Annotated in this window: 21 protein-coding genes; 8 read left to right on the top strand and 13 right to left on the bottom strand. The window is 58.8% G+C overall.

All coding sequences use genetic code 11. The features are described 5' to 3' along the window. Positions 1-187: 187 nt before the first annotated feature. The 10 genes from ACTJK7_RS06805 to ACTJK7_RS06760 all read right to left on the bottom strand — a co-directional run bounded on the left by ACTJK7_RS06805 (position 188) and on the right by ACTJK7_RS06760 (position 11,444). Complete coding sequence (locus ACTJK7_RS06805; protein ID WP_323150661.1) at positions 188-619, bottom strand: hypothetical protein; 432 nt, start codon at positions 617-619, stop codon at positions 188-190. A 271-nt stretch (positions 620-890) separates the two neighbouring features. Further along, positions 891-1,073, bottom strand: coding sequence for a hypothetical protein (locus ACTJK7_RS06800; protein WP_323150662.1), 183 nt, complete (start codon positions 1,071-1,073; stop codon positions 891-893). Positions 1,074-1,209: 136 nt separating this feature from the next. Further along, the gene (locus ACTJK7_RS06795; protein ID WP_170928983.1) at positions 1,210-1,866 is read right to left on the bottom strand and encodes a lysoplasmalogenase; all 657 of its coding nucleotides are present in this window, start codon (positions 1,864-1,866) and stop codon (positions 1,210-1,212) included. A gap of 2 nt (positions 1,867-1,868) precedes the next feature. Then, on the bottom strand, positions 1,869-2,261 hold the full coding sequence (locus ACTJK7_RS06790; protein ID WP_064383893.1) for a protease inhibitor I42 family protein: 393 nt from the start codon (positions 2,259-2,261) through the stop codon (positions 1,869-1,871). A 156-nt stretch (positions 2,262-2,417) separates the two neighbouring features. Continuing rightward, positions 2,418-2,849 carry a hypothetical protein gene (locus ACTJK7_RS06785; protein ID WP_064383892.1) on the bottom strand — a complete coding sequence of 144 codons (432 nt, stop codon included), beginning with the start codon at positions 2,847-2,849 and terminating at the stop codon, positions 2,418-2,420. A 29-nt stretch (positions 2,850-2,878) separates the two neighbouring features. Beyond that, positions 2,879-3,328: a hypothetical protein gene (locus ACTJK7_RS06780; protein WP_064383891.1), complete on the bottom strand. Its 450-nt coding sequence runs from the start codon at positions 3,326-3,328 to the stop codon at positions 2,879-2,881. Positions 3,329-3,488: 160 nt separating this feature from the next. Further along, on the bottom strand, positions 3,489-5,912 hold the full coding sequence (lon, locus tag ACTJK7_RS06775) for an endopeptidase La (protein WP_064383890.1): 2,424 nt from the start codon (positions 5,910-5,912) through the stop codon (positions 3,489-3,491). 735 nt (positions 5,913-6,647) lie between these two features. After that, positions 6,648-7,022, bottom strand: a complete 375-nt coding sequence (locus ACTJK7_RS06770; protein WP_108563166.1) for a DUF6124 family protein — start codon at positions 7,020-7,022, stop codon at positions 6,648-6,650. Between the two features lie 407 nt (positions 7,023-7,429). After that, a complete protein-coding gene (locus ACTJK7_RS06765) occupies positions 7,430-9,841 on the bottom strand; it encodes a glucose/quinate/shikimate family membrane-bound PQQ-dependent dehydrogenase (RefSeq protein ID WP_108563165.1) in 2,412 nt (803 codons plus the stop codon). Positions 9,842-10,082: 241 nt separating this feature from the next. Beyond that, a complete protein-coding gene (locus ACTJK7_RS06760; protein ID WP_108563164.1) occupies positions 10,083-11,444 on the bottom strand; it encodes a carbohydrate porin in 1,362 nt (453 codons plus the stop codon). 301 nt (positions 11,445-11,745) lie between these two features. Between ACTJK7_RS06760 and ACTJK7_RS06755 the strand changes: the two genes are divergently transcribed. Next, a complete protein-coding gene (locus ACTJK7_RS06755) occupies positions 11,746-11,976 on the top strand; it encodes a VF530 family DNA-binding protein (protein WP_007956650.1) in 231 nt (76 codons plus the stop codon). A gap of 1 nt (position 11,977) precedes the next feature. Next, complete coding sequence (locus tag ACTJK7_RS06750; protein WP_440779889.1) at positions 11,978-12,616, top strand: Pr6Pr family membrane protein; 639 nt, start codon at positions 11,978-11,980, stop codon at positions 12,614-12,616. A gap of 18 nt (positions 12,617-12,634) precedes the next feature. Here ACTJK7_RS06750 and ACTJK7_RS06745 read toward each other — a convergent pair whose 3' ends face one another. Together ACTJK7_RS06745 and ACTJK7_RS06740 are read right to left on the bottom strand one after the other, a co-directional pair. Beyond that, on the bottom strand, positions 12,635-13,420 hold the full coding sequence (locus ACTJK7_RS06745; protein WP_108563163.1) for a siderophore-interacting protein: 786 nt from the start codon (positions 13,418-13,420) through the stop codon (positions 12,635-12,637). Continuing rightward, positions 13,417-13,992, bottom strand: coding sequence for a PadR family transcriptional regulator (locus ACTJK7_RS06740; protein ID WP_108563162.1), 576 nt, complete (start codon positions 13,990-13,992; stop codon positions 13,417-13,419). The genes ACTJK7_RS06745 and ACTJK7_RS06740 overlap by 4 nt, the downstream gene beginning before the upstream one ends. 503 nt (positions 13,993-14,495) lie before the next feature. On the opposite strand from ACTJK7_RS06740, the gene ACTJK7_RS06735 reads away from it, so the two are divergent. The 6 genes from ACTJK7_RS06735 (at position 14,496) to ACTJK7_RS06710 (ending at position 21,473) form a co-directional block, all read left to right on the top strand. Further along, complete coding sequence (locus ACTJK7_RS06735; RefSeq protein ID WP_011335783.1) at positions 14,496-14,990, top strand: CS1 type fimbrial major subunit; 495 nt, start codon at positions 14,496-14,498, stop codon at positions 14,988-14,990. A gap of 82 nt (positions 14,991-15,072) precedes the next feature. Then, positions 15,073-17,595, top strand: a complete 2,523-nt coding sequence (locus ACTJK7_RS06730; RefSeq protein WP_323150663.1) for a CS1-pili formation C-terminal domain-containing protein — start codon at positions 15,073-15,075, stop codon at positions 17,593-17,595. Between the two features lie 3 nt (positions 17,596-17,598). After that, positions 17,599-18,822, top strand: a complete 1,224-nt coding sequence (locus ACTJK7_RS06725; protein ID WP_108563160.1) for a hypothetical protein — start codon at positions 17,599-17,601, stop codon at positions 18,820-18,822. 33 nt (positions 18,823-18,855) lie between these two features. Further along, a complete protein-coding gene (locus ACTJK7_RS06720) occupies positions 18,856-19,596 on the top strand; it encodes a hypothetical protein (RefSeq protein WP_064383881.1) in 741 nt (246 codons plus the stop codon). A 58-nt stretch (positions 19,597-19,654) separates the two neighbouring features. Further along, positions 19,655-20,158, top strand: coding sequence for a CS1 type fimbrial major subunit (locus ACTJK7_RS06715; RefSeq protein ID WP_064383880.1), 504 nt, complete (start codon positions 19,655-19,657; stop codon positions 20,156-20,158). Between the two features lie 52 nt (positions 20,159-20,210). Further along, positions 20,211-21,473, top strand: a complete 1,263-nt coding sequence (locus ACTJK7_RS06710) for a hypothetical protein (protein ID WP_440779887.1) — start codon at positions 20,211-20,213, stop codon at positions 21,471-21,473. A 52-nt stretch (positions 21,474-21,525) separates the two neighbouring features. On the opposite strand, the gene ACTJK7_RS06705 is transcribed toward ACTJK7_RS06710, so the two are convergent. Next, positions 21,526-26,448: an NEL-type E3 ubiquitin ligase domain-containing protein gene (locus ACTJK7_RS06705; RefSeq protein ID WP_440779886.1), complete on the bottom strand. Its 4,923-nt coding sequence runs from the start codon at positions 26,446-26,448 to the stop codon at positions 21,526-21,528. Positions 26,449-26,696: the final 248 nt, after the last annotated feature.

Genomic DNA, 26,696 nt, shown 5'->3' with positions numbered 1-26,696 from the left:
TTTAGCCAAACTGGCGCGCAGATGCGCGGGTTGTCTGATAAACCGTGTATCGGGGCGTGGGGGGAGGCCTTGTGTGAATTGGGTTCATTCTGTTGTTTGAGGACTTCACACGTCTTCAGACTCAGGCTCTGGCAACCGCAGGGTTTGCCGCCTGAGTCTGACGTTTATATCTGGGAGAGTTTTTTGATTATCGACGGCGCGAATTGGTGGTGCTCCAGATCACGTCGAACAGCCCATTTACTCTGATACCGGGGTTGTTGCCACCCGCGTAATCCTCTTTCGTCTGAATGTCGTACACACCGTAAATGTGCTGGGACGCATGATCGACCGTGAGCTTCAGGGTCATGGATATTGGGGTGTAACGGATATTGACCCAGCCAGTCAGTACTCCGACTTGAACGACAGGGCTGTCGAGCGAGTATTGCCCGCTTGTGATAGCAGGATCAAATCGAAAGATCATTTGCTCAAGTTGATGCTCCCAGTCGTCCCGTGCCCCAGTGATTTCGAGATACCTTCCCGAGTATCCCTGCGCATAGTAAAACTCGCCTGCCTCACCGCTATCAATTTGGTAAGTGAACGTATTGGCCACCGAATTGGATGAACCGCTCTGAATGCCCATATTCAAAATCCTCTGATGTGCGACAAAAGGAAGTAAAGTCGCTGGCGCAGTTTAAGATTGGAAAATGCGGCTGATAACTGTCAGAACTTACAGTCTTTAATTCTACTTAATTATGGGTGGCGGATTTTTAGTTCAAATATATCTATCTCTATTTTGGAAAGTGGAGGCGGTGATAAACACGAACGCCAACGCGCCAGAGCATGGCGCTGATGGCGGTGCCGTAGACGATCACCGGCACGGTCAACGGCCCGAGTCCACTGGAAATGAGGATTCAGGCACCTGGGCCACCGGCTGGGTGAAAGTGCGATCGGGTTCTTTGGATCCCGCCAATAGCAATAGTTCTTCCATCGGTTACCAATAAAAGACTTTCGGCATTAAAGTTATCAATACCATTCACACTGGCGGTCAAGGTGCCGGTTGCGATTAAGGGTGAGGTATTGTTTGGTGAATTCATGATCAGATCCTTTTGATAGCCTGAAAACTTTATTGTCTTTAGGGCTGGCTGATCTTATGAAGTTGGAAAATGAGCGTCTACTGTAATAAATGACAGTGCTTTAGATCGTTGCGTAATAAAATATGCCGACACAAGCTTAATTTGTGTCGGGGTATAAATTTTTTTGGCTTCTCGCAAATGCCGATGCCGCAATCCCCCACTGCCCCAACCAGTAACTGAGGATGATCACGTAAGGTGCCGCATGAAATGGTGCGACAAACCGGTTGATGCCGATCACGCTGTCAGAGAACACGAACGCCACCGCGCCACCCGCCGCGAGCAGCGCTGAGCGTTGTGGTACGCCGCTGCCGAGTCGGGCGAGCGCGCGCCAGAGCATGGCGCTGATGGCGGTGCCGTAGACGATCACTGGCACGGTCAATGGACCGAGCCCGCTGGAAATCAGGATACCCAACAACACGGCGCCCACACTGAGCGCCAGGATCAGCGGCAGCAGGGCCAGGCGCCGGCAATCGCTGAGGTAGGCCTTGAGGTACGACAGATGCGCCAGCAGAAACGCCCCCAGACCAAACACAAACAGATCCCCCGGCCACGCCAGCAATACATCGCCGACTAGCGAGAAAATCAGACCGAGGCTGATCCAGCGCCGATAGTCGCTGGGTGGCGCGTCATGCAGCCAGCCGAGCAACGCCAACACCGGCAACGGTTTGACCAGCAGACACAGCAGCGCTGCATGGGTGCTGAGGCCATAGAGAAAGGTCACTGCGCCCATCAGCGCCAGGATCAGCCAGCCCACGATCAGTTCACCGAAATGGCGCAGTCAAAGGTCTCCACCGGCAACACTTCCGGCGCCCAGGGTTGCTGCGAAGTCAGGCGCAGACGCCCGGTGCCGGGGGCGAAAGCCTGGAATCGCCAGGTCGAGAGACCGGCCGCGCCAACCACGCCGGCATCTTCCGGGTTGCTGTAGACCTCGGGACTGAGGGCGCGCAATACGCCGCCGGCCGAATCCTGGATGGCCCAGCGGTAACCGGTAGTCGGGTTGCTCGGGAGCGTGACGATCAGATTTTGCCCGTTGCTCAGCCGCACCGGGCATTCGCTCTGTTTTTCCACGGTCACGTTGGTTTTCGGTTGCGTGGCGCAGGCGGCCAGCAGGGCGAGGGACAGCGGGACAAACAGGCGAAGGGGGGACATGGACTCAGTGGCTCCGGCGTTGGCGACGAACGGCGAGCATAACTGAAGATGAGACAAATTGTGACGGCGAAGGACGCGATTCAGGGGCATTTCGCTGTGAGTGATGGAGATCTATCTGTGAAGTTTTCCAAGAGAATCCACAGATAGAGTCAATGCCTAGACATGGTGGATCAGAATACTTCCGAAGCCTGAAATTTTACAGCTCTGATCAAGTAAGTCCGAAGTTGCTTCCAGTTCTATTTTCGATACATCGTATTTGAACAGGTTGCTTGATAATTTGGTCGTTGTACTTTCCAGATCTTGTTGGATGTTGTTGTAATGCACTTGGTTTAATCCATTTCTTCCCAATGTGCTCTGGGCAATAGAGATAACTATGGGAGCTTCCTCTTGAGAGATTTTGAGAGTTATTATCTGTTTGGATGCAGAGTTTTCCGTCAGAATGTCCAGTTCCACGGTTTTTCCGTCAGACGTCCAGCCATCCACGTTATCCGTTACAATTGTTTTTGAAGAAAAGCTAAATCCTTCAGCTTTGATATCGATCGTTAATTGAAATTTCGCGGTTACAACAACAGCGTTCAGGTTTGACATGGTCTTGCCACTCTGGGTTGTCGTTTGGTTTATTGCATTTCATTAATCAGGAGTTTTGCGGTTCCTGTTATTGTGCGCTTGTGATCGCCATCATTAGAGAGTGCCTCAAAACTTAATTGGGTTATCTCAAAAAAGGATGTCTGGGGTGTCAGTTGTGTTTTTATTGAAGTGATCATGGCGTTGGAAATGTCAAAGGAAAAAAGTTCCCTTGAAGGTCTGTGGTCTGCAGTATTCCTGTACTCATGATAACCAACGACTTTAGGGTTGTCGGGGTCTGCAAGCGAGATTTGCACTTGAACTTCACTGGCTTGTCCCTTGTATTGAACCAAATCGATACTAATGCTGTTGCTCAATTGACTGAATGCTCCTTCAGGGGTCATTTCAAGGTCGGTGAGCGGGGCAGGGATGTTTGCTATCGTTCCGGTTCTTGTAAAGTCAGCTTTTCCGCTTGCGAACAGATATTTGATTTGCTGGGGCATGATGGCGGCCTGCTCGTTGGATCGAGCAGGCAGTGTGGTTTTCCAGGAATGATATTGAAACTGTCATATGTGACAGTTTTTTATTCTTTTTTATAATTATGGCTATCGCTGTTTTTTATATACAGAAGGCCTCGTCCAATGGGCGGGGCCAGTCTTCAAATTAGAAAAGCACCTTCGCCACGTCCGAAAACTTCTTGGCGAAATGCACAGTGATGCCTTCCTTCAAGTAATCTGGCAGTTCCTCGAAGTTACCCCGGTTCGGCTCCGGCAAAATCAACTCGAAAATCTTCTGCCGTCTTGCCGCAATTACTTTCTCACGCACCCCGCCAATCGGTAGCACATGGCCGGTCAGCGTCAGCTCGCCGGTCATCGCCACGCCTTTTTTCGGCGGCTGATTACGGGCGAGGGAGAGCAGGGCGCTGGCCATGGTCACGCCGGCGCTTGGGCCGTCTTTCGGTGTGGCGCCTTCCGGTACGTGCAGGTGGACGAAAGCTTCGTCGAAGAATTTCGCGTCACCACCGAACTGTTTCAGGTGCGAGCTGACGTAGCTGTAGGCGATCTCCGCCGACTCCTTCATCACATCGCCCAGTTGCCCGGTGAGTTTGAAACCTCGATTGAGCGTGTGAATCCGCGTCGCTTCAATCGGCAGTGTCGCGCCGCCCATACTGGTCCAGGCAAGTCCCGTGATCACTCCGGTGCCGGACAGCACTTGTTCGTTGCGGAACACCGGATGGCCGAGGGACGCTTCGAGGTCTTTCGGGCCGATCTTGATCGCCGCTTTCGGGTCGTCGATCAGCTTCATCACCGCTTTGCGCACCAGTTTGCCCATCTGTTTTTCCAGCTGGCGCACGCCGGCTTCACGGGCGTAACCGTCGATCAAGGCTTTGAGCGCCGGGTCGCTGATACTCAGGCTGCCCTTGGACACGCCGGCCTTTTCCAGCAGTTTCGGCCACAGGTGGCGCTTGGCGATGGCGACTTTTTCTTCGGTGATGTAGCCCGACAGGCGAATCACTTCCATCCGGTCCAGCAACGGGCCGGGAATCGAATCCAGGGTGTTGGCGGTGCAGACGAACAGGACTTTCGACAGGTCCATCCGCAGGTCCAGATAGTGGTCGAGGAATTCGACGTTCTGTTCCGGGTCGAGGGTTTCGAGCAGCGCCGAGGCCGGGTCGCCCTGGTAGCTCTGACCCATTTTGTCGATCTCGTCGAGCATGATCACCGGGTTCATCACTTCGACGTCTTTCAACGCCTGCACGAGTTTGCCCGGCTGCGCGCCGATGTAGGTGCGGCGGTGGCCCTTGATCTCGGCTTCGTCGCGCATGCCGCCGAGGCTGAAGCGGTAGAACGGCCGGCCGAGCGATTCGGCGATCGATTTGCCGACACTGGTTTTACCCACGCCCGGCGGGCCGACCAGCAGCACGATGGAGCCGCTGATTTCGCCTTTATAGGCACCGACCGCGAGGAATTCGAGAATGCGGTCCTTGATGTCGTCGAGGCCGGCGTGGTGTTTGTCCAGCACCTTGCGCGCGTGCTTGAGGTCGAGTTTGTCCTCGCCATACACGCCCCACGGTACCGAGGTCGCCCAGTCGAGGTAATTGCGGGTGACCGCGTACTCCGGCGATCCGGTTTCGAGGATCGACAGTTTGTTCATCTCTTCTTCGAGGCGCTTTTGTACCTGCGTCGGCAGGACCTTGCCTTCCAGACGCTGCTCGAACTGCTCGAGGTCGGCGCTGCGGTCGTCCTTGGTCAGACCGAGTTCCTGCTGGATGACCTTGAGTTGTTCTTTAAGGAAGAACTCGCGCTGATGCTCGCCGATCTTGCGGTTCACTTCGGCGGAGATTTCTTTTTGCAGGCGCGCGACTTCGACTTCCTTGCGCAGCATCGGCAGGACTTTTTCCATGCGCTTGAGCATCGGCACGCAGTCGAGCACTTCCTGCAGCTCATTGCCGGTCGCCGATGTGAGGGCGGCGGCGAAGTCGGTCAGCGGCGACGGATCGTTGGGGCTGAAGCGGTTGAGGTAGTTCTTCAGCTCTTCGCTGTACAGCGGGTTGAGCGGCAGCAGTTCCTTGATCGCGTTGATCAGCGCCATGCCGTAGGCCTTGACCTCGTCGGTCGGCTCGGTGGGCTGGTGCGGGTATTCGACTTCAACGAGATACGGCGGGCGATGGTGTTTGAGCCAGGTCTTGATGCGCACGCGACTCAGGCCCTGGGCGACGAATTGCAGTTTGCCGTTTTCGCGGCTGGCGTGGTGCACCTTGACCAGGGTGCCGTATTGCGGCAATGCCTTGGTGTCGAAGTGGCGCGGGTCTTCCTGGGGCGTGTCCATGAAGAACAGGGCCAGGGAGTGGTGTTCGGATTTGCTGACCAGTTCGAGGGTTTCGGCCCAGGGTTCTTCGTTGACGATGACCGGCAGGACCTGGGCCGGGAAGAACGGGCGGTTGTGGATCGGGATGATGTAGACCTTGTCCGGCAGGTTCTGGCCGGGCAGGGCCAGGCCTTTGCCGGGGACGTGGTGTTCGATGTGTTCGGCGTCGGTTTCGGTGATGTCGTCGGGGTTTTCGGGAAATTCTTGCTGGTCGCTCATGGGGCACCTGCGCAATTGGGTATGGCTGTTAGATGGGGCAGGGTTTGGGTGGTTTCAATGGGGGTGGGTGTTTCTGCTTGTGTGTTCAGGGTTTTGACAGGGTTTTGGGCTTGGCGGCCTTTGGGCCGACCATGCTCTGGGGTTTTGGGTGAATATCCGTTTCTTCGGGTGCGCCCGCTGGCGGTTTCGCCCTTACGGCGAGGCACTTTTTTCAAACGCCAAAAAAGTACCCAAAAAGGCTCGTCCCGGCGTTCGGCCCTCGCAGGCTCGGGTTCCTTCGCTCCGGCGTCCCTCCGGGGGCATCGACTTCGTCGATGAGTTCGGCTTCGCCAAACGGCGCTGCGCGCCAATCCCCGGATGAACACCTCCACTCAGCCTTCCGAAGGGACGGGTGGATCAAGATCAAGAGCTTTGTCGAGCTAACGCTCATCCTGTTTTTTGGGGAGCCATGCGCGGGTTGGTCGACCGGGGAATGGAACCTGGCAGGGCGTAGGCCCTCCCGCGCATGGCTGTAACTTGATCGTTCCCACGCTCTGCGTGGGAATGCAGCCCGGGACGCTCTGCGTCCCAATCGATCTGCCAGCGAATGCGGTTTGTGGCTGGCAGTCGATTCCGTCAGGGCGACTTTGATCGTTCCCACGCTCTGCGTGGGAATGCAGCCCGGGACGCTCTGCGTCCCAGTCGATCTGCCAGCGAATGCGGTTTGTGGCTGGCAGTCGATTTTGTCAGGGCGGCTTAGCTGTGTGTTGGGTAACGTTGTACTTCGACGTTATCCAGCACCCGATTCACCGCCAGTTCCGCCAGCATGATCACCTGCTGAATCCCCAGGATCCGATGCCGCTGCGGCGTATCGACAAAAGCCGCTACATCACTGGCCATGACACTGGCTGTGGCCAAAGACTCACACGCATGAGCCAGCAGGGTTTCATCGTCCATGTCCGGGGAAATCTGAAACATCTGGCTCGGTCGGCGGCCAGGGCATTTTTTTGGAATGGGATTGAAATGGTGGTCGAGCGCGCGCTCGGCGGCGTCGTGGAGTTTCTTTGAATCGGCGGATTCGTAGGGTGAGGTGTCGTTTGATTCGGGGGGATTGGGTGTTGGCTTTTTCATGGTGAATACTCAGTTGGTGAAATTGGAGCTGCCTTCGATTGCCGCGACGCAATCTGAGGTGGCAGCTGTACGCGGGTTCGCGGACCGATAACTGAGGAATCGGCATACCTCCAAAGAAGGTATCCCGCGCACAGCCGCCATGAAACAAACAACAGGCACCGAGGTGCCGTGAGGTTGGCGATTATGCATCAGTTATCGGGCCGCGACGCCCGTTCGCTGAATTTGCAGCGACCCCCAAAGCCTATCCACCCCATTTCCGAGCCACAACCGACGCGACCTGTCAGAAACATCCCCTGCAAACCCCCCCCGTCTGTAGGACATAAACACCTCGTGTAAAAAACCGCAGTCCACAAAAAAAGGCGACACCCCTCACAGGGCATCGCCTTTTTCCTTACCGCCGCTAAAACTTATTCCGGCAGTTTGTAGGCAATCACATAGTCACCCATCTTGGTGCCCAGCGAGCCGTGACCACCGACAACGAGCAGGACGTATTGCTTGCCGTCCTTGCCGGTGTAGGTCATCGGGGTCGCTTGGCCGCCGGCAGGCAGGCGCGATTTCCACAGTTCTTTACCGGTGTTCACGTCGTAGGCGCGCAGGTACTGGTCCAGCGTGCCGCTGAGGAAGCCGACGCCGCCGGCAGTGACGATCGAGCCGCCCATGCTTGGCACGCCCAGGGTGAAGCCGATCGGAATTGGCGAGCTGTCGCGGCTGGTGCCGTTTTTGCGTTTCCAGACGACTTTGCCGGTGGTCAGGTCGATACCGGCGACGTAGCCCCAGGCCGGGGCCTGGCACGGTACGCCCAGTGGCGACATGAACGGGTGCATGATCACCGCGTATGGCGCGCCGGTGTTCGGTTGCACGCCAGCGGTTTCGCTCTCGCGTTTGCTGCCGGCGGCGACTTTTTCGCGCGGCACCATTTTCGAGACGAAGGCCATGTAGTTCGGGCTGGTGAACAGCATCTGGCGAACCGGGTCGACCGAGACGCCGCCCCAGTTGAACACGCCGACGTTACCCGGATAGATCAGGCTGCCCTGTTCCGACGGAGGCGTGTATTGGCCTTCGTAGCGCAGTTCCTTGAACTGGATGCGGCACAGCATCTGGTCGAACGGGCTGGCGCCCCACATGGCTTTTTCGGTCAGTTCCGGGGCCAGAAGGTTCAGGTCCGAACGGGCCTGGGTCGGGGCGGTGTGGTCGCCTTTCACGGCGCCTTGCGGGACCGGGATCTCGCGGATCGGGATGATCGGCGTGCCGTCGCGACGGTCGAGGACGTACAGGCTGCCCTGTTTGGTCGGGGCGATCAGCGCAGGCTTGATACCGTCGGCGGTTTTCATGTCCAGCAGGGTTGGCTGGCTGCCGACGTCCATGTCCCACAGGTCGTGGTGGGTGAACTGGTAGTTCCAGCGCACTTTACCGGTGGCCAGGTCCAGGGCCACGACGCCGGCGCTGAATTTCTCGGCGCCCGGGGTGCGGTCGGCGCCCCACTGGTCAGGAGTCTGGTTGCCCAGTGGCAGGTAAACCATGCCGAGTTTTTCATCGACGCTGGCCAGCGACCACATGTTGGCCGAGTTGCGGCTGTAGGTTTCGCCCGGCGCCAAAGGCTCGGTGGCGTCCGGGTTGTTGCTGTCCCAGTTCCACACGAGGTGACCGTCACGCACGTCGAAGGCGCGGATCACGCCCGATGGCTCGTTGGTCGATTCGTTGTCGGTCACGTGGCCGCCCATGATCACCAGATCACGGGTGATCGCGGCAGGCGAGGTGGAGTAGTAGCCACCCGCGGTGAACGGGCCGATACCCTGGGTCAGGTCAACCACGCCTTTATTGCCGAAGCCTTCGCAGATTTTGCCGGTGTCGGCGTTGAGTGCGATCAGTCGGGCATCGGCGGTCGGCAGGTACAGGCGACGCGGGCAGGCCTGGGCGACGGCTTTGCCGGCCTCGGAGATGACAGCGGACGCGGCGTTTTCCGACTTGGCGTACGCGGCTTCGTCGTAGTACGACACGCCACGGCAGGTCATGTGGGCGAAGCCCTTGAAGCCGACCGGACTCTTGATCTGCGGGTCGAAGCGCCACAGTTCCTTGCCGGTGTCCGGGTCCAGCGCCAGCACTTTGCTGTGGGCGGTGCAGGCGTAGAGCATGCCGTTGGCTTTGAGCGGGGTGTTTTCGTTGGTCAGCTCCACCGGATCATCGGCAGTCGGCAGGTCGCCGGTCTGGATGCGCCAGGCTTCTTGCAGCTTGCCGACGTTGGCCGGGGTGATCTGCTTCAGCGGCGAGTAGCGGTCACCGAACTCGGTGCGGCCGTAGGCCTGCCAGTCGCCATCAGGCATGGCTGGCGCGGTGCTGGTGGTGTCGGCGGTGTCGCGACCCAGTTCGCCAAAGGTTTCGCCCGGGTGGGTGAAGAGGCTGGCCAGAGCGGTGACGCCGGCCAGAATCACGGCCACGGTCAAACCGCCGGTGCCCATCGGTGCAGGACCGTTGAGCAGCAGCGGGCGACGGAACCACGGCAGCAGCATCACGAAACCGAGGACAAACCACAGCGCCAGACGCGGCACCAGTTGCCACCAGTCCAGGCCGACTTCCCACAGCGCCCAGACGGTGCTGGCAAACAGCACGATGGCGTACAGGCCCAGTGCTGCGCGACGGCGCATCAGCATCAGAATGCCGGTCAGCGTGATGCCGATACCGGCCAGCAGGTAATACAGCGAGCCGCCGAGCGTACTCAGCTTGATTCCCCCGGCCAGCATGGCCAGGCCCATCAGCAGAAGCAGAATGCCGAGCAGGTTCGGCAGAAGACGGCTTCGACTCGAAGCACCTTCAGTGCTCATAGTGTGATTCTCCGTGACGTTTCAAGTTGTCCCGCGCTGTAGTCACTTTAGATGACGATTTGGCGCGGGCATGGTTCAGATAAAAACTTGTCTAGCTATCGAATTTTTCTTCGATCCCTGTGGGAGCTGGCTTGCCAGCGATGGCGGTCTATCTGCCGGCATATCTGCTGTCTGACCCACCGCTATCGCTGGCAAGTCGAATCGTCGCACCGCAGCTCCCACAGGTTTCTTTGTCGTTCTTTTAGAACGACGACTGGATCTTGATCCCGCCGATCAGCGCATCGTCGACCTTGTCCACACCGCCCGGATGGCGGATGTATTGCAGGTTCGGGCGCACGGTCAGCCAGTTGGTGACGTGCACGCCGTAGTAGAGTTCGGCGCTGTATTCGGTGTCCTGCGGCGGCAGGAAGGACGGATCTTCGTAGTCGTAGACGGCGCGGACCTGATTGGTCGCCTCGGCGTTCTTGCGGTAGGCCGGGTTGACGTGGACGCGGGCCAGGGCGAGACCGATGTCGTCCTTGGCGCGGGCGTCGAACAGGCCTTTGTAGACCAGGCCGGCCTGGACGTAGTTGTCGATGGCGTTGGTCTTCTTGTCGTGCATGGTGCCGTTGGCGAACACGCTCAGGCCACGGGAGTTGTCGCTGGCGACGTTGGTGATCTGCTGCTGCACGCCGAGCCATACGCCGTGTTTGCTCGAGGCGCTGCGATAGGCTTCGCCGCTCAGGGCCGCCGGCTGGCCGTTGCTGTCTTTATAGGCGTCGGTGGCCTTGGCGTTGCTGTAGTAGTAACCGGCGCGGTATTCGCCCGGCAGGCCGTTGAGCTTCGGTTTCCACACCAGTTCGATCGGCAGGATTGCGCCCTGGGTGCCGCTGCCGCTGAGCTTGAAGCCGTTACCGCGATCAAGGTTCGACGGGTTTTGCTCGTAGGCGCCGACCTGCGCGTACAGCTCTGGCGTCAGGTGATATTTGACGCGCAGCGCCCATTGGCTGACCGGCCAGTTGTACCAGATGCCGCCGACCCAGTTGCCGACCTGCGAGCCGCAGAACGCCAGGTTCTGGAAGTCGCACGGGAAGCTGTTGAAGTCCTCGCCTTCACCGAAGCGGCCGACCTTGATGTCGAGCTTCTGGTCGAAGAATTTCTGCTGGTACCACATCTGCGTCAGGCGGGTGGTCTGGCCACGGCCCCAGACTTCCTGGGCCGAGGTGAAGCCTCCGACGCGCGGGTCGTTGATGCGGTCGTTGCTGATGTTGTTGCCGCTGCGTTTGGTCACGGTCAACTGGAATTCGGCGTCGTTCCAGCCGAGCAGTTTTTGCAGGTCCAGATGAGTGCCGAGGCCCCATTGGTCGCTGTAGCGCGCGGTGCGGTCGTGGTCGTAGCCGCCGTGCAGGTTGCTGCCCATTTCGCCGGTGTAGTCGAGCTTGAAGTCGATACCTTTTGCCGCGAGTTCGCTGCGGGTGCCGTTCCAGTCACCGAGCATCCACGGTGATTCACTGTCGAAGGCCGGGGCGGCCTGGGTGCAGGTGGCGAGGCCAAGGGCGGTGCAGCCGCCGATCAGGCGCAGGGTTGAGATAGCGCTGTCTCGGGAGAACGGAAAATCGGGCATGAATTGGGTCTTTCTTGATCTTTTTTGGGGGATAAACTGGCCGCTACGATTTGACGCAGGCAGTGAAGCGGTTCAGCAGAAGGGCGGCAGGATAATGTCCTGTTACAAAAACACAAAGGGCTTTTGCTGACATGAACCCTTTCGGATTCGGTAACAGTGCGGCAATACAGCGCATTGCAGGCGTGGGCGCAGGCTGCGATCTTCTCCGGTTGGCCTACATTTAACCCAAGGCCTTCCACCCGCCCATGCCCTCGGCTAAGGTGCGCGGCTTCTGCATTTTCACTTCGCCCAAAGGCCCGGCATGAACGACCACAACCCCGATCCGCTGCACGGCGTGACCCTCGAACAGATCCTCAATGCGCTGGTGACCCACTACGAATGGTCGGGCCTGGCCGAGCGCATCGACATCCGTTGCTTCAAGAGCGATCCGACCATCAAGTCGAGCCTGACCTTTTTGCGCAAGACGCCGTGGGCGCGGGAGAAAGTCGAGCGGCTGTACGTGAAACTGATGCGCACCAAGCGTCCGCTCTGAGATGAACGCCGTCTTGCGGGGACGCCTGATCACTTCGGTTGCGGTGCTGGGCTGGGCCGGGCTGGGAATTCAGCTGTACCTGATTTTCTTCGCCCGGCTGAGCGTCGGCGCCAGCCTGCTGGGCGGGCTGGTGAGTTTCTTCAGTTATTTCACCGTGCTCACCAACACCCTGGTGGCGGTGGTGCTGACCTGCGCGGTGACCGAGCGCGAATCCGCCGCGCGCCGCTGGTTTCTGCAACCCTGGGTCAGCAGTGGTATCGCGGTGAGCATTGCCGTAGTGGGACTGGCCTACAGCATTCTGCTACGACATCTGTGGCACCCGCAGGGCTGGCAGTTTATCGCTGACGAATTGCTCCACGACGTAATGCCGCTGCTGTTTCTGGCTTATTGGTGGTTGTGTGTGCCGAAGGGCTCTTTGCGTCTGAAGCACCTGCCGCTTTGGCTGATCTATCCGCTGGTGTACTTCGCCTATGCGCTGTTGCGCGGGCATTTGCTGGGGGCTTACGCGTATCCGTTCATTGACGTGGCACTGCTGGGTTATCCACAGGTGTTCGTCAATGCCGGGGGGATTTTGCTGGGGTTTGTGCTGATGGCTTTACTGGTGATCGGGATTGATCGCTGGCAGGGGCGGCGCCTTTAGCAGCGCCGCCGCTCGTATTCACTCTTCTTCGGAGCCTTCTGCGCGCCAGTAACCGACCGCTTTGACGAACTTCTCGTCGAGTCCGTGCTCATCGAGCAGCACCCGGCGGATCTGCCGCGAAACCTTGGTCTCGGTCGCCACCCACGCATACAGATTGCCCTTGGGCACCTGCAATTGTTTGACAGTGGTCAGCAGGTTGTCCTTGCCGCCCTCGCGCAGCACCCAGATCACGTTGACCTGCGCCGCACTTTCCAGCGTTTGCTGCTCCTTGCCGTTTTCCACTTCGATCACCACCAGCGCCTTGCGATTGGCCGCCAGCCCTTCGAGGCGACGGGCGATGGCGGGCAGGGCGGTTTCGTCGCCGATCAGCAGGTAGCTGTCGAAGATGTCCGGCACGATCATCGAGCCACGCGGGCCGCCGATGTGCAGGAACTGCCCAGGTTGGGCCTGTTCGGCCCAGGTCGAGGCAGGGCCGTCGCCGTGCAGGACGAAATCGATGTCCAGTTCAAGCTTGTCCAGGTCATAACGACGCGGGGTGTAGTCGCGCATCTCGGGCATCGGCACGTCGCTCTTGCCGGCGCCGAGCACCAGGGTTTCCAGCGCGGCGGCCTGTTCGGCGTTCTGCGGGAACAGCAGTTTGACGTGATCGTCGGTGCCGAGGCTGATAAAACCTGCCAGTTCCGGCCCGCCGAGGGTGATGCGGCGCATGCGTGGAGTCAGGTCGACCACTCGCAACACTTCCAGGCGGCGACGTTTGATTTCATGCATGACGCGGTGAATGGTTTGGGTATCGACTGCGGTCATTCGGCTTTCTCCGGGGCAGGTTGAACGGCGGGGCCGTCGACGATGGCTTTGGCGGTGTCGTTGAGCAGGTCGCGTACGCGCAGGATTTCTTCCGGGCTCCAGCGACCGTGATGCATCTGCAGGGCGTGGCGCAGGTTGTGCACCGCTTCATGGATTTCCGGCGGCCGGTCGTGGCCGCGCAGCGAGCGCTTGCTGACGTCGATGCGCATGCGCACGCCGTCCAGCGCCACCGCCTGTTCGCTGAGGGATTGGCGGCCGGCATCGGTCACCGCGTAGCGCTTTTTGCCGCCCTCGGCGTCGCCGGTGATCATTTCGCTTTCTTCAAGAAACGTCAGGGTCGGGTAGATCACGCCCGGGCTGGGGCTGTAGGCGCCGTCGAACATGGTTTCGATCTGGCGGATCAGGTCGTAACCGTGGCACGGCTGCTCGGCGATCAGCGCCAGCAGCAGCAATTTCAGATCGCCCGGAGCGAATACACGCGGGCCGCGACCGCCGCGTTCGCGACCATGGCGCTTTTCGAAGCCGTCACGGCTGTCGCCATGCTCGCGGTGGGGGGAATGATGGTCTCTCATTTCAGTGTTCTCTCGTCGTGTTTAGATACAACTTAAGATATATCTTTTGCTGCGGGCAAGGGCTTTTTCACTGAGCGTGCCTTCTCCCTGACGAGCGGTGGGCGGGTCTGAAGGCGAATTTCGAGCGTCTGTAACACTGAGAAATATCTGTATCAATGACCGGAAAGTTAAAGTTGAAACTCTATAAATGATTGAGTAAATGCTCTGGAAAGTGCAATTATCCCCGCATTCCTTAGTTGGAATTGCTGTGTGGTTTTTTATATGAAACTGTATGTAGGGTTAAACTGACAGTCGTTATTTTGAATGTCGAAAATATCGCGTTTTTTCTTTCTGGTCATGAGCTGGTTTAACTACAAGTTTGTTGGAAGTTGCCTGCTTACATTCCGGAGTGAACAGTCGATCATGCCCCGGCGTTGAAACTTCATGTCAACACAGCCCCTGTCGGCGTGAATGATTTGAAGTTTCAACGCTTCGATCCTTTAAAAGAAAACAGGTACTGACCGATGTTCAAGAAAATCGCTTTCGCTGCCCCACTGGCTGTTCTGGCTCTGAGCTCTTCCGTGGTCTTCGCTGCCGGTGAAGCACGTCACTCCATCAGCCTGGTCGCCCATGTACCGACCAACGGATTCTATGTGGTGCCAACGGATGCTGACCTGGTCAACAAGGATCAGGACATGAGCTTCAGCCCGATTACCGGAACCATGAAACCCGTGGAAGGTTTCTTCGATGTGCGCAACACCAACGGTTCGGTTCATGGCTATCTGGAAGGCGTGCCGAAACTGGTCGGCGGCTCAAGCATCATTGATCTCAAAGTCGAGTTCAATAACAAGGTTCTGACCCAGACCCCGCAAATGGTTGTTGGCGAGGCCGAGTCCGATGTGAACTACCGTGCACCGCTACGCATCACCGCCGCCGGCACCAACTTCACCCCGGGCGATTACACCGGCGCAGTCACCATGATGTTCGACGCTGTTCCTCCCGTCGGCGCCGCGCTCTAACCCTTGAAGTAACAAAAGCCGGCTGGCTGACGCGAATGTCTGTCAGCCGGACTTTTTCCGATCGCCATCAGAGTCCGTGTTCATGTTCCCGATGACCCCCGTCGCGGCTGCGTTTGCGCTGTTGTTGTGTGCTGGCGCAGTAGCGGCTCCCGAACCTGTCGGTACGACACCGCGTAGTTTGCTCGCGCAGGCCAAAGGCTTGCCGAAAGACTTCGAGGAGCACTTTTTTGATGTCCCCCTGGCTGTTCGGGTCGAACTCGATCAGCAGCCGCTGGGCGAGGCGATGATCGTGCTGTCTCGTGATGACCGCCTGACCCTGCTCGACTTCACCGATACCAGCGAAAACCGTTTCGGCGCCGTCGAACGGGAAAAATGGGCAAGCTACCTCAAACCCGGCGTGGCGCTGGGATCCTGCACCGGTCAATGCCCCGAGCAAATGCTGGCGGTGCACTACAACCTGGAAAACTCGCTGGTTTCCATCCTCACCGAGAATGCCGAGCGCGACACCGAGGCCAAGCGTTTTTACGACCAGCCGGATCAGGGCAGCACCGGCCTGATCGTGCGTAATCAGCTCAATCTCAATGGCGGCCAGGAGCAGGATCTGGGTGGGCGTTTCGGCCTCGAAGCCAGCAGCAGCCTGGGCAACTGGAGCCAGACGTTCAATATGCAACTGGCCCGCCTGGGTGGTCCCGACGACCAGCTCTATCACGCGGTCTACGAGCTGCACACGCAACGCGAACTGCAAGGCAGTTTTCTGCGCCTGGGCTATTTCACCCCCACGTCGGAAGGCTTGACCCGTCAGCCGCGTTCCTTTGGTACCAGCCCCGATACCACTGTGGGCGTGATGTACGGCAGTTCCGACAGCCTGGCGATCGACCTGCAAAACCCCAGCGTCTACCCGATCTATGTCACCGCCAACCGTCAGGCGTCGGCGGAAATCTACCGCGACGGACTGCTCATCAACACCCAGTCGGTGCCCGCCGGTTTGCAGACCCTCGACACCCGGCCCTTGCCCGGGGGCATTTATGAAGTGGAGGTGCGTCTGATCGAAGACGGCCAGACAACCTCGACCACCCAGGAGCTGGTCTACAAGCCGAACAACTGGCGCAACCCCGACGAGCGCTGGCGCTACAACCTGTTTGCCGGTCAGGAGACCAAGTTGCTCAGCAACTGGGACAAACAGGCCAGTGGCGACGCAACCGCCGGGGCTTCGCTCAACTACTTGCTGCACCCGCGGGTCATCCTCGGGCTGTCGGCGCGTCAAGTCCGGGAAAAGCTGCAATACGGCACTTCCATCGACTGGACCCTGGCCAACAGCATCAGCCTGTATGCCAATTTCTATCAGACCGAGGACCATGGCACCGGTCTCGACCTGCAAGGCCTGTACAACTATGGCTCGGGCAGTCTGGTGATCAGTCACAATCGCAGCTGGCTGGACACCACTGACACCTACGACACCTTGCCTGACGGCACACGCATTCGTCAGCGCAATGTGTTCGTCGGGCAGACCAGCAATTCATCGCTGGCGCTCAATCATCGTCTCAGCCGCAACAGTTCGATCAACGCCCGGGTGGCTCACAGCGAGGGTAACGTCGAGGGCATCGGTGTCGACCTGGGCTGGACCCAGCGCACCACGGTGTTTGGCAGTGACTCGAATTGGCGTCTGTCAGTGTTCGACCGTCCCGGCAGTTACAGCAGTGGCGATGCACGCAACCGGGGCATCGATCTGAGCCTCAACGTGGCGCTCGGCGGTCCGGGTCAGCAGATTTCCGGCAGCATCGGCACCCGCACGGCCCGCGATGGCAGCCGTGATAACAACGCTTCTCTGGGTTATCGCAAAACCCTTGAAGGTCACGCGCTGCAGAGCGTGGCGGCAACGCTCATCACCGACACCTACGGAGTCGGTCTGAACGGCCAGGCATATTTCAGCACCGACAGTATCAACGGCGATGGTTTCGTTCAGCGCTCTTCCTACAACGGCAATTACACAGGGGGGCTGAACCTCGACAGCACCGTAGCGATTGGTGGGCAGCAGATCGTGATGACCAGCCAGCATCAGGGGCGAGGGGCGGGAATGATCGTGGATGTCGAGTCCGACATCGATGGCATCGCTTTGCGCGCCGACGACTTGAGTGGTGGCAGCGCAGCCCTGCGGCCGGGACGCAACTTCATTCCCCTCACGGCCTACAAGAACAGTTCCGTGAGCTTCGACTTCGAAGGCAACGACGTGCCGGCAGCGTCCATCGAACCGCCGCGCGCCCGTTATCACTTGAACAAGGGCGGCGTGGAGTATCGCAAGGTGAAAGTGATGAAAACCCTGACCGTGCTCGGCCGTCTGCTCGACCCTCAGGGGCGACCGCTCAAGGGGCATCACGTCATCAATCACGCCAGCCGCGGAGTGAGCGAAGTGGATGGGTTCTTCTCCATGGAAATGAACGAGGGTTCTCCGACGCTGGAGGTTCGCTACGCGGACCAGTTGCTGTGCCAGTTCCGCCTCGATCCGCAACAGGGGCGAGTGGAGAACAACGTGCTGATGATTGGTGACCTGCGTTGTAGCCCCGACACCCTGGCCGATGCCACATTCACCGATCAGAAGGCGGGCTGAGCGATGAAAAAAACAGCCTGTTGGCTGGGCTTGCTGAGCGTGCTGGGCACATCAGGTGCGCACGCGGCAAACCAGGAGATCCGGGCGCTGTTCCAGCCCGATCCGTCGCAACCCAATAAAAACGTGTTCATCAACAAGACGCCGAACAGTGGTTATTGCGCCAGTCATCCGGCCCAATGCGCGGACAACAACATGTTCAGTATTCAGGTGCCGATTCGCTTCAGCTCCTTCACCCCCATGTTTTCGGGTAACGGCGTGTGGGTAAAAGTGCCGTCCGAATGGCGACAGTTGAACGTGATCAATCATGAAACTCAGCAAACGAGCATCGTTGAAGTCCGTATCAGCGGTATCGGGTCGAAGTTTCAACTGAGTAAACCGGTCACCGAACTGACGGGACAGACCGATGTGCTTGAGGGGCATCGAAAGTTGTGGACCGGCAATTCCTGGGTATACGCGCCGCCGCCATGCCAGTACAGCGGCGTTGGCTATTACAGCCCGACCACTTACCAGTTTTTCTGGAAAACACCTCAGCCGGGAACCTGCATCAAGACGGCTGCGTTCGACGTGGGGCACATGTCCTTCGAATACCTCGATATCGCCTATGAGTTGCGCACGCCTGATCCCTTGAGCATGTCGTCCGGGTTGTACACCGGATCGTTGACCTACAGCGTCGGTCGAGGCAGCGCCGATTTCACGATGGGGCCGTTCATGGGGGCGGATGACGGCAACCTCACGCTGGATTTCGTGCTGGACGTACAGCACACACTGAAGGTGGATCTGCCACCGGGTGGCAACCGGATTACCTTGCAACCCGAGGGCGGGTGGCAGCGCTGGTTGAACTCAGGGCGGGCCCCGGAACGCCTGTTCAGCGACCAGACCTTCTACATCTCGGCCAGCTCCAGATTCAAGATGTACCTGGAGTGCGGCTCCGGAACGGTAACGGCCTGTGGATTATGGAATGAGGGGACCAACTACGGCACACCGATCATCGTCAGTGTGACCCTGCCCAACGGTTTGACCGACACCAGTGGACGGCCAGTCAAGCGACAGGAACTGTTCCCGCAGGAGTCGAGGGCCATCGTTTTTCAACCGGGAATCTATGTCGATCGCAAGCCCGGAACCCTGCATTTCGAAATCGACAAGGCCAACACCGAACGAATACTCAAGGCTGATCGTGGAAACAGGTATTCCAGTACGGTCGTGGTGATTTGGGATTCGGAAATCTGATCGAGTCACTGTACTCAAATCGAGGTTCTGCTGATGAAACAACTCGTTGCTCTGCTGGTGGCAGGTTTGCTTTTTCAAAGTGCGTACGCCGGTCCGAACATCAATATCGGCGTCGTCTACGACTATCTGGCCGGTGATAAAAGCACGTATCTGAAACGTGTCTACAACAGCGGTGACAGCACGGCATTCGTCAAGATCAATGTGCTGGAAATCATTTACAACGCAGATGGCACATCCTCCGAAGTGCCCGTGAAAGTCCAGGCCGATGCCAGTGCGCGGGACGGTCTGATGGCCAGCCCGGCCCGTTTGATCATTCCGGCCCAGGGCATGCAGGGCACCCGTTTACTGTTTATGGGCGAGCGGGACAAGGAGCGTTATTTCCGGGTGCGGTTCGTGCCGGTGGTGCCGGAAAAGGAAGACGAATTCGCGGTCTCCCAGGAAGAGCGCGAGGACTACAAAAAGACGCTGACGGCGGGCGTGAACGTCATGGCCGGCTTCGGCACCATTTTCTTCGTGCGCCCGGCCAATGCGCGTTTCGACAGCGTGATCGAAGACAGCGCCGGTGCTTACAAGGTGCGTAACAACGGCAATACGGTGGTGGTGATCGATGAGTTCAAGAGTTGCTCGAAAACCGATGAAACCGACTGCGAGCCAACCACCAAGCACCATGTCATGGCGGGCAAGTCATTCGAGTTCGAGAAGAAACCGGGACGTGAATACCGCTTCATTCTGGTCGAAGGTGAGGCGAAGAAAAACCTGCGTGTCGCCGGGTGACAGCGTCCGAAGGCACAGGCAATTGCTCTTCATTCATGCAAGTAACGGGTATCGGAAAATGATCAGACAATGGATCGCTCTGACCTCAGCCAGCGGGCTGGCGTTGACGGGAACCTGGGCATTCGCCGCGCGCGAGGAGATCGAATTCTTCGTTTCGGTGGATATTCCCACCTTGAACTTCTATGTCATTCCCAGCGAGCCGGACTGGATACATCGTGAACAGCGCCTGCACTGGAATGTGCACACTTCGAAGCTGGGAACGCTGCGTCGCAACTTTGATGTGAAACATGACAGCAGTGCCATAGAAGCACGCCTGGAGAGTTTTCCCTACCTGACCAATGGCCGCGATTCTCGGGAAAACATCAATTTGCGGGTGACATTCAACGGCAAGGAGCTCACCAACAATCCGTTCCCGCTGCAAGTGGTGTCGGCCGAAGAGGCAAAGCTCGGCGTGCGGGTGCCCCTGGAGATCGAGCCCAGAGAGCAGGCCGGAGGCTACAAACCGGGTGATTACTACGGCACCGTCAACATCATGTTCAGCGCGGCAGCTCCGGCGGGGTAATTGAAGGACAACCTCAAGCATTCACCACGGCTTTCAGTGCAAGGAAGGGTCAATGGATTTCAGCTTTGGAACAGTCAGGACGTTCGGTAAAGGATGGTTTTTTGTTCACGTGCTCGCAGGAGTGTTTTCGTCCTCGGCGCTGGCGGTCACTCAAGAGATTCGCGCCAGTTTCATTCCCGATCCCGCCAATCCGCAAAACAATCAATTCATCAACCAGACCCCGCAGAGTGGTTATTGCGCCACATACGTCAATGATTGCAAGGCCTACAACCTGTCCGGTCTACGGTTGCCACTGCGTTTTTCCGCAATCCACGCCATCGAACCCGGAGCGCCCGAACGGGCCGGGGCGACGCTCAAGGCGCCAGCGCAGTGGCGAAGTCTGAACGTCTCGAATGTGGTGACGGGGGAGTCGCATCCCGTGGAAATCCGGATCGGAGCCCTGGGATCGCAATATGTCCTGAGCGACACCGTGACCGATCTGACGGGTGCCTCGAACGATCTGGAGGGACACAATCGATTGTGGGTCGGTGGCTCATGGGGAGGTGCGCCCGGCTCCTGTCAGCATGGCGCGATGGCCACCTACGGGCCTGACAGTTATACGTTTTTCTGGCGGACCCCGAGCGATTCGGCGTGCAGCAAGGCAGCAGCCTTCTCCATTCCGTGGATGACCTACGACTACCTGGATCTGGGTTACGAACTGCGCACCCCCGATCCCTTGGTCATGTCGGCGGGGCTGTACACGGGGGAACTGAGTTATTCCATCGCGCCTGGCGGCGACTTTGACATGGGCGACAACATGCTGCCGGACAATTCGAGCCTGACCTTTCGCTTCGTACTGGATGTCCAGCATGTACTCAAGGTCGCCCTGCCGCCGGGCGGCAACAGGATCGAACTGGTGCCGCAGGGCGGCTGGCAGGCCTGGCTTCAGGAAGGACGCCGGCCTGCACGACTGTTCCGGGATCAGACCTTCAACATTTCTGCCTCTTCGAAATTCAAGATGTTCTTCCAGTGCGAGTATGGCGGTATCGGTGCCTGTGCCCTGCGTGATACCGAAACCGGCTCGACGTTCCCGCAGGTCTACCTCAGCGTGAGCCTGCCTCACGGCATCACCGACATGGCCGGTCAACCGGTCAGACAAAGGCCTCTGACGGACGATTCGCAGGGGACGATCTTTCAACCCAAGCGCTTTCTGGAGCGGGCGGCGGGCACCTTGCACTTTGAAATACCGGCGTTCTACGTGGAGCAGATGTTGCAACCCGGCAAGGCCAGACGGTATGCCGGTAACATCACCGTGATCTGGGATTCGGAGGTCTAGGTCGCGCCTGTGCCACGCCCTGAAGGCAGCTGCCTTCAGGGCGTGGCGAGGGTCAGATCCTCGCCCGGCTCATGGCCTCGCGGGTCAGCCTTCTGCTCAGTTCCTTCTCCTGATAGCCGATGTCTCGCAGCAAGCGTTCGTAGGTCTGGTCGCTCATCGGTTCTGGTGTGAAGACTTCCTCCTCGGGTACGGACAGTTTGCGGGCAAGCTCACTGAGGGCATGCCTGCGCAGATAGCGTTGTTCCGGCGGCAGCTGTGCCGAACGAACCCAGTCCTCCTGGGCCGAGCGCAGATCCTCCAGCAGATCGAATTTTTCCAGGTGAACACGTTTATTGCTTTCGAATTCTCCAGGCCAGGTCTCACGCAAGTACGCTTCCCAGAACGGCTGCTCGATCATCTGGTTGACCAGACCGTCGCCTGTCTCGCGCTCGATCACTGTGTCGTACGCACGGTCGATGGTCGCGTCATCGACTCCGGCGACCGGGCGAAACTTCATGGCTTCGGACTGCCAGGGCAGTTCCAGGCGTTTGGCCAGACCGGTTTCATAGGCCAGATGCACCTCGACCTCATCGGGGTTGCCCTCGCGCGCCCGGATGTCTGCCCGGGCGATTTCGCCGACTTGTCCAAGGCGCGCCGAGCCCTTGGCCAGCGTCACCAGCTTGCTTTCCAGTTCCGCGCGGTGGGTGGAAAACGAGCGGGCCTCGGAGGCGAGTACCTTGACGCCCATGTTGTTGAACAGTTGGGCGCCGGCATCCTCGCAGCCTTCAGGATCGGTCGACATGAGGAACAGGTCTTCGCGCAGCGGCGTATCGATGTCCATGGCACCGATCATTCGCCATACACGGTCGGTCAACTGGTCCTGCGCCTCTCCTCCCTGCTCGTAATCGGCGGAACGGGTCAGGTCTTGCAGAACCCTGAAAAATCCGTCGGAACCGGGTTCGCTGGCCACCGCATGCCAGGCTTCCGCCCGGTAGGCACCCACGCCCGCCGTTTCTTCCATAAAGGACGTGTCGACAGAGACGGGCCACCGTTCGAGCAGGTCATCGGCGACAGTGGAATAGGTATCGTGAGGGGCCCTGCCCACCGACGTTCTGTACGCCTCGAATGTGGCGCGCGCGGACGACGACAACCGGTCCCCGTGAAGTCGGGAACGTGCAATCAGCTGCGCTTCATTGGAGCCCAGAGGTACCTGGGGGACATCCCTGATCGTGTTCATCCGCAGGTCCAGAAAGAAGCCTCGAGGCCGGGCCTTCGCAAACAGCCCCTCGGGCCAGGTGTCGATATGGGCGTTCACCAGGCTCAACACCTTGAGTCTGGGCATCCGCTCGATATTCGGCGGCGTGCCCAGAGGATTGTCATCCAGCCTGAGGGTTTCAAGGCGTGTCAGATTACGCAGTTGCTCAAGGGCGGGAGGCGTCAACCGGATCTGATTGTCGTTCAGGCGCAGTGTCTCGAGCAGCCGCATCTTGCCGACGCTTTCAGGGAGTGCGGGCAATCCACAGCCTCTGGCGCTGAACTGGCGCAGATGATGAAAGTCCTTGAGCAGACCGTTCGGTGCCGGGGAGAACCGTGAGCCATCCAGGTTCAGGGTCGTGACCTGTTCGAGCCAGGGTTTGAGCTCGCTCGGCATCTCCCGCCACCAACGTTCAAGGTCATGGGCTAGAAACTCCTTGGACAGATCCAGCGCATAGCCGCTCTCCAGGCTCGTGGAGCGCTCGCCGAACACTTCGGACTTTCTTTCGAAACACTCCAGCAGCCGGTCGGCAATGAAGCGTCCGCCCTTGCGATGATAGTCCCAGTAGCCTTGAGGCAGGTTGGTATCGGCGGCATCGGGATCCCAATTGCTCAGGTAGCGTTGTCGCCACTGTTCGAGTTCCTGCTTCAACGTCTTGAGCTCGCGTTCAAGCCGATCGATATGCGCATGAGGATCGCCATTGGCATGCAGCGATCGGCTGAAAGCCGCTACTTCGTTTTCGTTGAAATGCGGATAGAGGTTCCTGACTTTTTCTTCCACGGTCCGGGCATCTCTGGACAGTCCCCCTCCGCGCAGCAGCAACTCGGTTTCCAGTGGTACGACCGGGCGGATCGGGGGCCGGGCGAGTAATGTCCTGCGCTCGGCGGGCGCCTGGGTTTTGGCCATCACCCATTGCCTGAACATTTCTCCCTGCCCGGTGCGATAGCCCAGGGCCGCGCGCTTGTCAGCAGGCAGCGCCTGCAGGATGGCCTCATACAAGTCGCCGCCCTCGTGCAGCTTATTGTTCGTGCCGTCGCGCACTTCATATTGGCCATGTTCGTCCCTGATCAACACACGTCGGGTCGTGGCCTCTGTACTGCCTGCGCTGCAGCGTAGCGGACCGTCATAAGTGCCTTCGCGCACATCGATGCGTAAATCGGCAAACGTGTCGGTATGAAACTTCAGGGCATTGAGGGTCAGGCGTTCGGTGTCGGGCCCCCTCAGTGCCGGCTCATGCAAGCCTTCAGCCGCGCGCGCAGCGCTGACCTCAAAAGCGCTTTCCCGGGCCTGGTCCCTAAGGCGTAGCGGGATGCGTCGCTCCTCGAGCATGACTTGCTGTTCATCGGGAGTCGCTCTTGTCAGCAGGGTTTCAGCGACCCTGGAAGGCAGTTGCGGATACTGCTGCTGCAGCAGTTGAACCCGAGCATCGCTGTTGTGATCCTTGAGTCGGTACTGGTACTGGAAGATGTCCGGCGTGCGGGTTTCCACGATATCCGCCAGTTGGTTGCGCAAGACCTGTGCCCGTTGGTTTTTCGGGTATTGCTTGCCGAGCAACGCTTTCATTTGCGTATGGTCCAGGAAATTCACGAGCCGCTCCGGGAGCTTGCCGGCCATCATGTCGGCCAGGCTGATGCCGAGCGTCTGCCGGTCCGTGGCTTGCCGGTTGCCGTACTGGCGATAACTACCGGTCAGATCGGCGTTTTCATAAACCTTCAGGGCTTTGTCGGCCGGCCAGCCGGGCATGTCCGGCACCATTCGTTCAAACCAGTACGAGGCCGGGTCCAGCGGCTGCCCCGAGCGGATCAGCCGGCCCACGTTTTTGGCCTCATTCCAAGTGTTGAAGCGTGTGAGCGTGTCGGCCAGCAGGGGCGGGGGAGCGGCATTTTCGACGTGCATGCGTCGCAGCGAAGCTTGCGGCGTCCCGCTGATATTGCGCAGGTGATCCTGTTCGGCGGTGGTGTAGCCATCAACGCTATGACCAAGGCGCTGCATGAGCCTGGGTCCGTGCCAGTCCTGCGGTTTTTCCCCCTCATGGACCCAGGCTCCCTGACCGTTATGGCGCAGCTCGGGCGAATAGGCGTTTGGGCGTGTCGGGTGGCGAATCCGATGAAGTCCGCTGCGCGGGTCGCGCTGCACTTCGTAGTGCTTGCCCTCGAGTGGCAAGACAATCTTGCCGGCATGCCTGTGCAGCCCCAGTGCATCGGGGCGTGATGTCTTCGGTGGCGCCAGCTGCGGTTGTTCGTAAGGTCTGAGGTCCGGCTGCCAGAGACGGGTTTTACCGTCGAACGACTGTACCGGTTTCATTCCCTCGACCAAGAGTGACGGTTTGAGCCCCAAAGCGTGACCTGTTTCAGAACCGGCGGCAAAGATTTCCAGTTGCAGGACATCGGTCAGGACTCCCACCACATATTCTGCCGCCTCGACCCAATGCCCCTGGATCATGTCCACCACGCTCTCGACGGCGTCGTTGACGATCTGATAAGCGGTATAGGCCATCATCAGTTCGCCCAGTCCCGGAACAAAGGGCGTCATCACCAGTAGCGCGGCATTGAAGATGTCCGAGGCGATCTTCTTGAAGTTCTCCCACCAGGCCCAACGCGCCTGGCTGTCGGCATCGGCGGTCGATACTGCGAGACCGCGCGCGTCGTTGAGAATTTTATTGAGTCGTTGCTGGTACAGATACGTCCACAGGGGGGCTGTGATCGGCGGTGCGCTGAATTGCAGCTGAGGTTTCTCGACCGGGGTTTCCCGCCAGGACGGTCGCGGATCCCCCGGTTCCCTGGCGTACCATTTGACATACGTCAGGCGCTGCTCGAGCCCGGCGAAAAAGTGCCCGCGCTGTTCCTGATCAACAAACTGGCTGAAAAACTGGCGATAGCTGATACCGGAAGACGGCAGCGTTCTGTTTGCCCGTAACTGGCGTGTCAGCTCGTCCATGAACGCCAGTGTCGAAGCGTATTCCTTGAGCGGGTGGTCGGGGTCGTGCGGCACGTAGGCAATCATTTTCTGCGAGTGTTGCGCCTGTGCCGGGTCGGGGCGAATGATCACGATCCCCGTCAAGGTCAGGTCCATCAGGCCCAGATCGCAGACGCACATGGCCTGACCGTCGAGTACCAGATTCTGCCGGCCCAGCAACAGCTCGCGAATCAACACGTAGGCACCGGGGCCAATGTCCTTTTTGATCTGCGCCATGCGGGCGGCAGCCTTCAGCGCAGCTTGCTGACTTTGCTCGACGCGTGTGCGCAGATAGGTCTCGGCGACTGGCTCCTTGTTCAGCAGGAATGTTTCGAGATGGGCCCTGTACCGGGCCCCGATGTCCAGTTCCCGGCACAGCGTCTGAAACTGGCTGATGCTGATTGTTTTGCCAATCGGCGAGACGTCGAACAAGTCTCGGGCCGCATCGGTTTTGATAATGAATGTCGAGTAGTGTTGATAGGTTTCATCGTGCGCGAAGTTGTGCAGCGCGGCGTCGAGCATTGAAACGGTGCGGGCCCGTGACGCTTTCGTGATATCAATCACGTACCAGGGGGTTGTCGCCGCCTCGTAGAGTCTGACGTATGTATTTCTCACATCGACTTCGACATTGAACTGTTCGAGCAACTTCTTCTTCAGCAAAGGCTCGGCAAATGCATAAACGTCCTGAAGGCTCCCGAGCATTCTGTCAATGCGGTTCTGCGCGCCCCAGGCGCGGCGGTTATCGGCGGACAGGCGTTCCAGCTCGGCATCCGGAGTCGTGACCATCCATGACTCACGGTTGAGTGACGCCTTTCCCAGGGCTCGGGCCCGATGCAATTGCATAGCCCTGAATACCGGATCGATGCGCGATTTAATTAAATCGTAATGTTGCCCTTTATATGTGGATGTTGCTGTCATTGTGCAGGCCTTGAACAAGTAATGAATTCTCAGCCTAACGTTCAATGTCTCGATTAATTAGTTTAAATGCCTGTTGTCTCCGTGTCGGGTTGATACGTTAATCATTGAATATTGAT

It is taken from the genome of Pseudomonas sp. 22085, from assembly GCF_052045815.1.
GTDB lineage: Bacteria > Pseudomonadota > Gammaproteobacteria > Pseudomonadales > Pseudomonadaceae > Aquipseudomonas > Aquipseudomonas glycinae.
This window is presented reverse-complemented; position numbering and strand designations above follow the sequence as displayed.

Excerpts from the sequence above, each read along its gene's own strand:
- ACTJK7_RS06805 (WP_323150661.1), bottom strand. The coding sequence starts at position 619 with ATGGGCATTCAGAGCGGTTCATCCAATTCGGTGGCCAATACGTTCACT.
- ACTJK7_RS06800 (WP_323150662.1), bottom strand. The coding sequence starts at position 1,073 with ATGAATTCACCAAACAATACCTCACCCTTAATCGCAACCGGCACCTTG.
- ACTJK7_RS06790 (WP_064383893.1), bottom strand. The coding sequence starts at position 2,261 with ATGTCCCCCCTTCGCCTGTTTGTCCCGCTGTCCCTCGCCCTGCTGGCC.
- ACTJK7_RS06785 (WP_064383892.1), bottom strand. The coding sequence starts at position 2,849 with ATGTCAAACCTGAACGCTGTTGTTGTAACCGCGAAATTTCAATTAACG.
- ACTJK7_RS06780 (WP_064383891.1), bottom strand. The coding sequence starts at position 3,328 with ATGCCCCAGCAAATCAAATATCTGTTCGCAAGCGGAAAAGCTGACTTT.
- lon (WP_064383890.1), bottom strand. The coding sequence starts at position 5,912 with ATGAGCGACCAGCAAGAATTTCCCGAAAACCCCGACGACATCACCGAA.
- ACTJK7_RS06770 (WP_108563166.1), bottom strand. The coding sequence starts at position 7,022 with ATGAAAAAGCCAACACCCAATCCCCCCGAATCAAACGACACCTCACCC.
- ACTJK7_RS06765 (WP_108563165.1), bottom strand. The coding sequence starts at position 9,841 with ATGAGCACTGAAGGTGCTTCGAGTCGAAGCCGTCTTCTGCCGAACCTG.
- ACTJK7_RS06760 (WP_108563164.1), bottom strand. The coding sequence starts at position 11,444 with ATGCCCGATTTTCCGTTCTCCCGAGACAGCGCTATCTCAACCCTGCGC.
- ACTJK7_RS06755 (WP_007956650.1), top strand. The coding sequence starts at position 11,746 with ATGAACGACCACAACCCCGATCCGCTGCACGGCGTGACCCTCGAACAG.
- ACTJK7_RS06750 (WP_440779889.1), top strand. The coding sequence starts at position 11,978 with ATGAACGCCGTCTTGCGGGGACGCCTGATCACTTCGGTTGCGGTGCTG.
- ACTJK7_RS06745 (WP_108563163.1), bottom strand. The coding sequence starts at position 13,420 with ATGACCGCAGTCGATACCCAAACCATTCACCGCGTCATGCATGAAATC.
- ACTJK7_RS06740 (WP_108563162.1), bottom strand. The coding sequence starts at position 13,992 with ATGAGAGACCATCATTCCCCCCACCGCGAGCATGGCGACAGCCGTGAC.
- ACTJK7_RS06735 (WP_011335783.1), top strand. The coding sequence starts at position 14,496 with ATGTTCAAGAAAATCGCTTTCGCTGCCCCACTGGCTGTTCTGGCTCTG.
- ACTJK7_RS06730 (WP_323150663.1), top strand. The coding sequence starts at position 15,073 with ATGTTCCCGATGACCCCCGTCGCGGCTGCGTTTGCGCTGTTGTTGTGT.
- ACTJK7_RS06725 (WP_108563160.1), top strand. The coding sequence starts at position 17,599 with ATGAAAAAAACAGCCTGTTGGCTGGGCTTGCTGAGCGTGCTGGGCACA.
- ACTJK7_RS06720 (WP_064383881.1), top strand. The coding sequence starts at position 18,856 with ATGAAACAACTCGTTGCTCTGCTGGTGGCAGGTTTGCTTTTTCAAAGT.
- ACTJK7_RS06715 (WP_064383880.1), top strand. The coding sequence starts at position 19,655 with ATGATCAGACAATGGATCGCTCTGACCTCAGCCAGCGGGCTGGCGTTG.
- ACTJK7_RS06710 (WP_440779887.1), top strand. The coding sequence starts at position 20,211 with ATGGATTTCAGCTTTGGAACAGTCAGGACGTTCGGTAAAGGATGGTTT.
- ACTJK7_RS06705 (WP_440779886.1), bottom strand. The coding sequence starts at position 26,448 with ATGGTCACGACTCCGGATGCCGAGCTGGAACGCCTGTCCGCCGATAAC.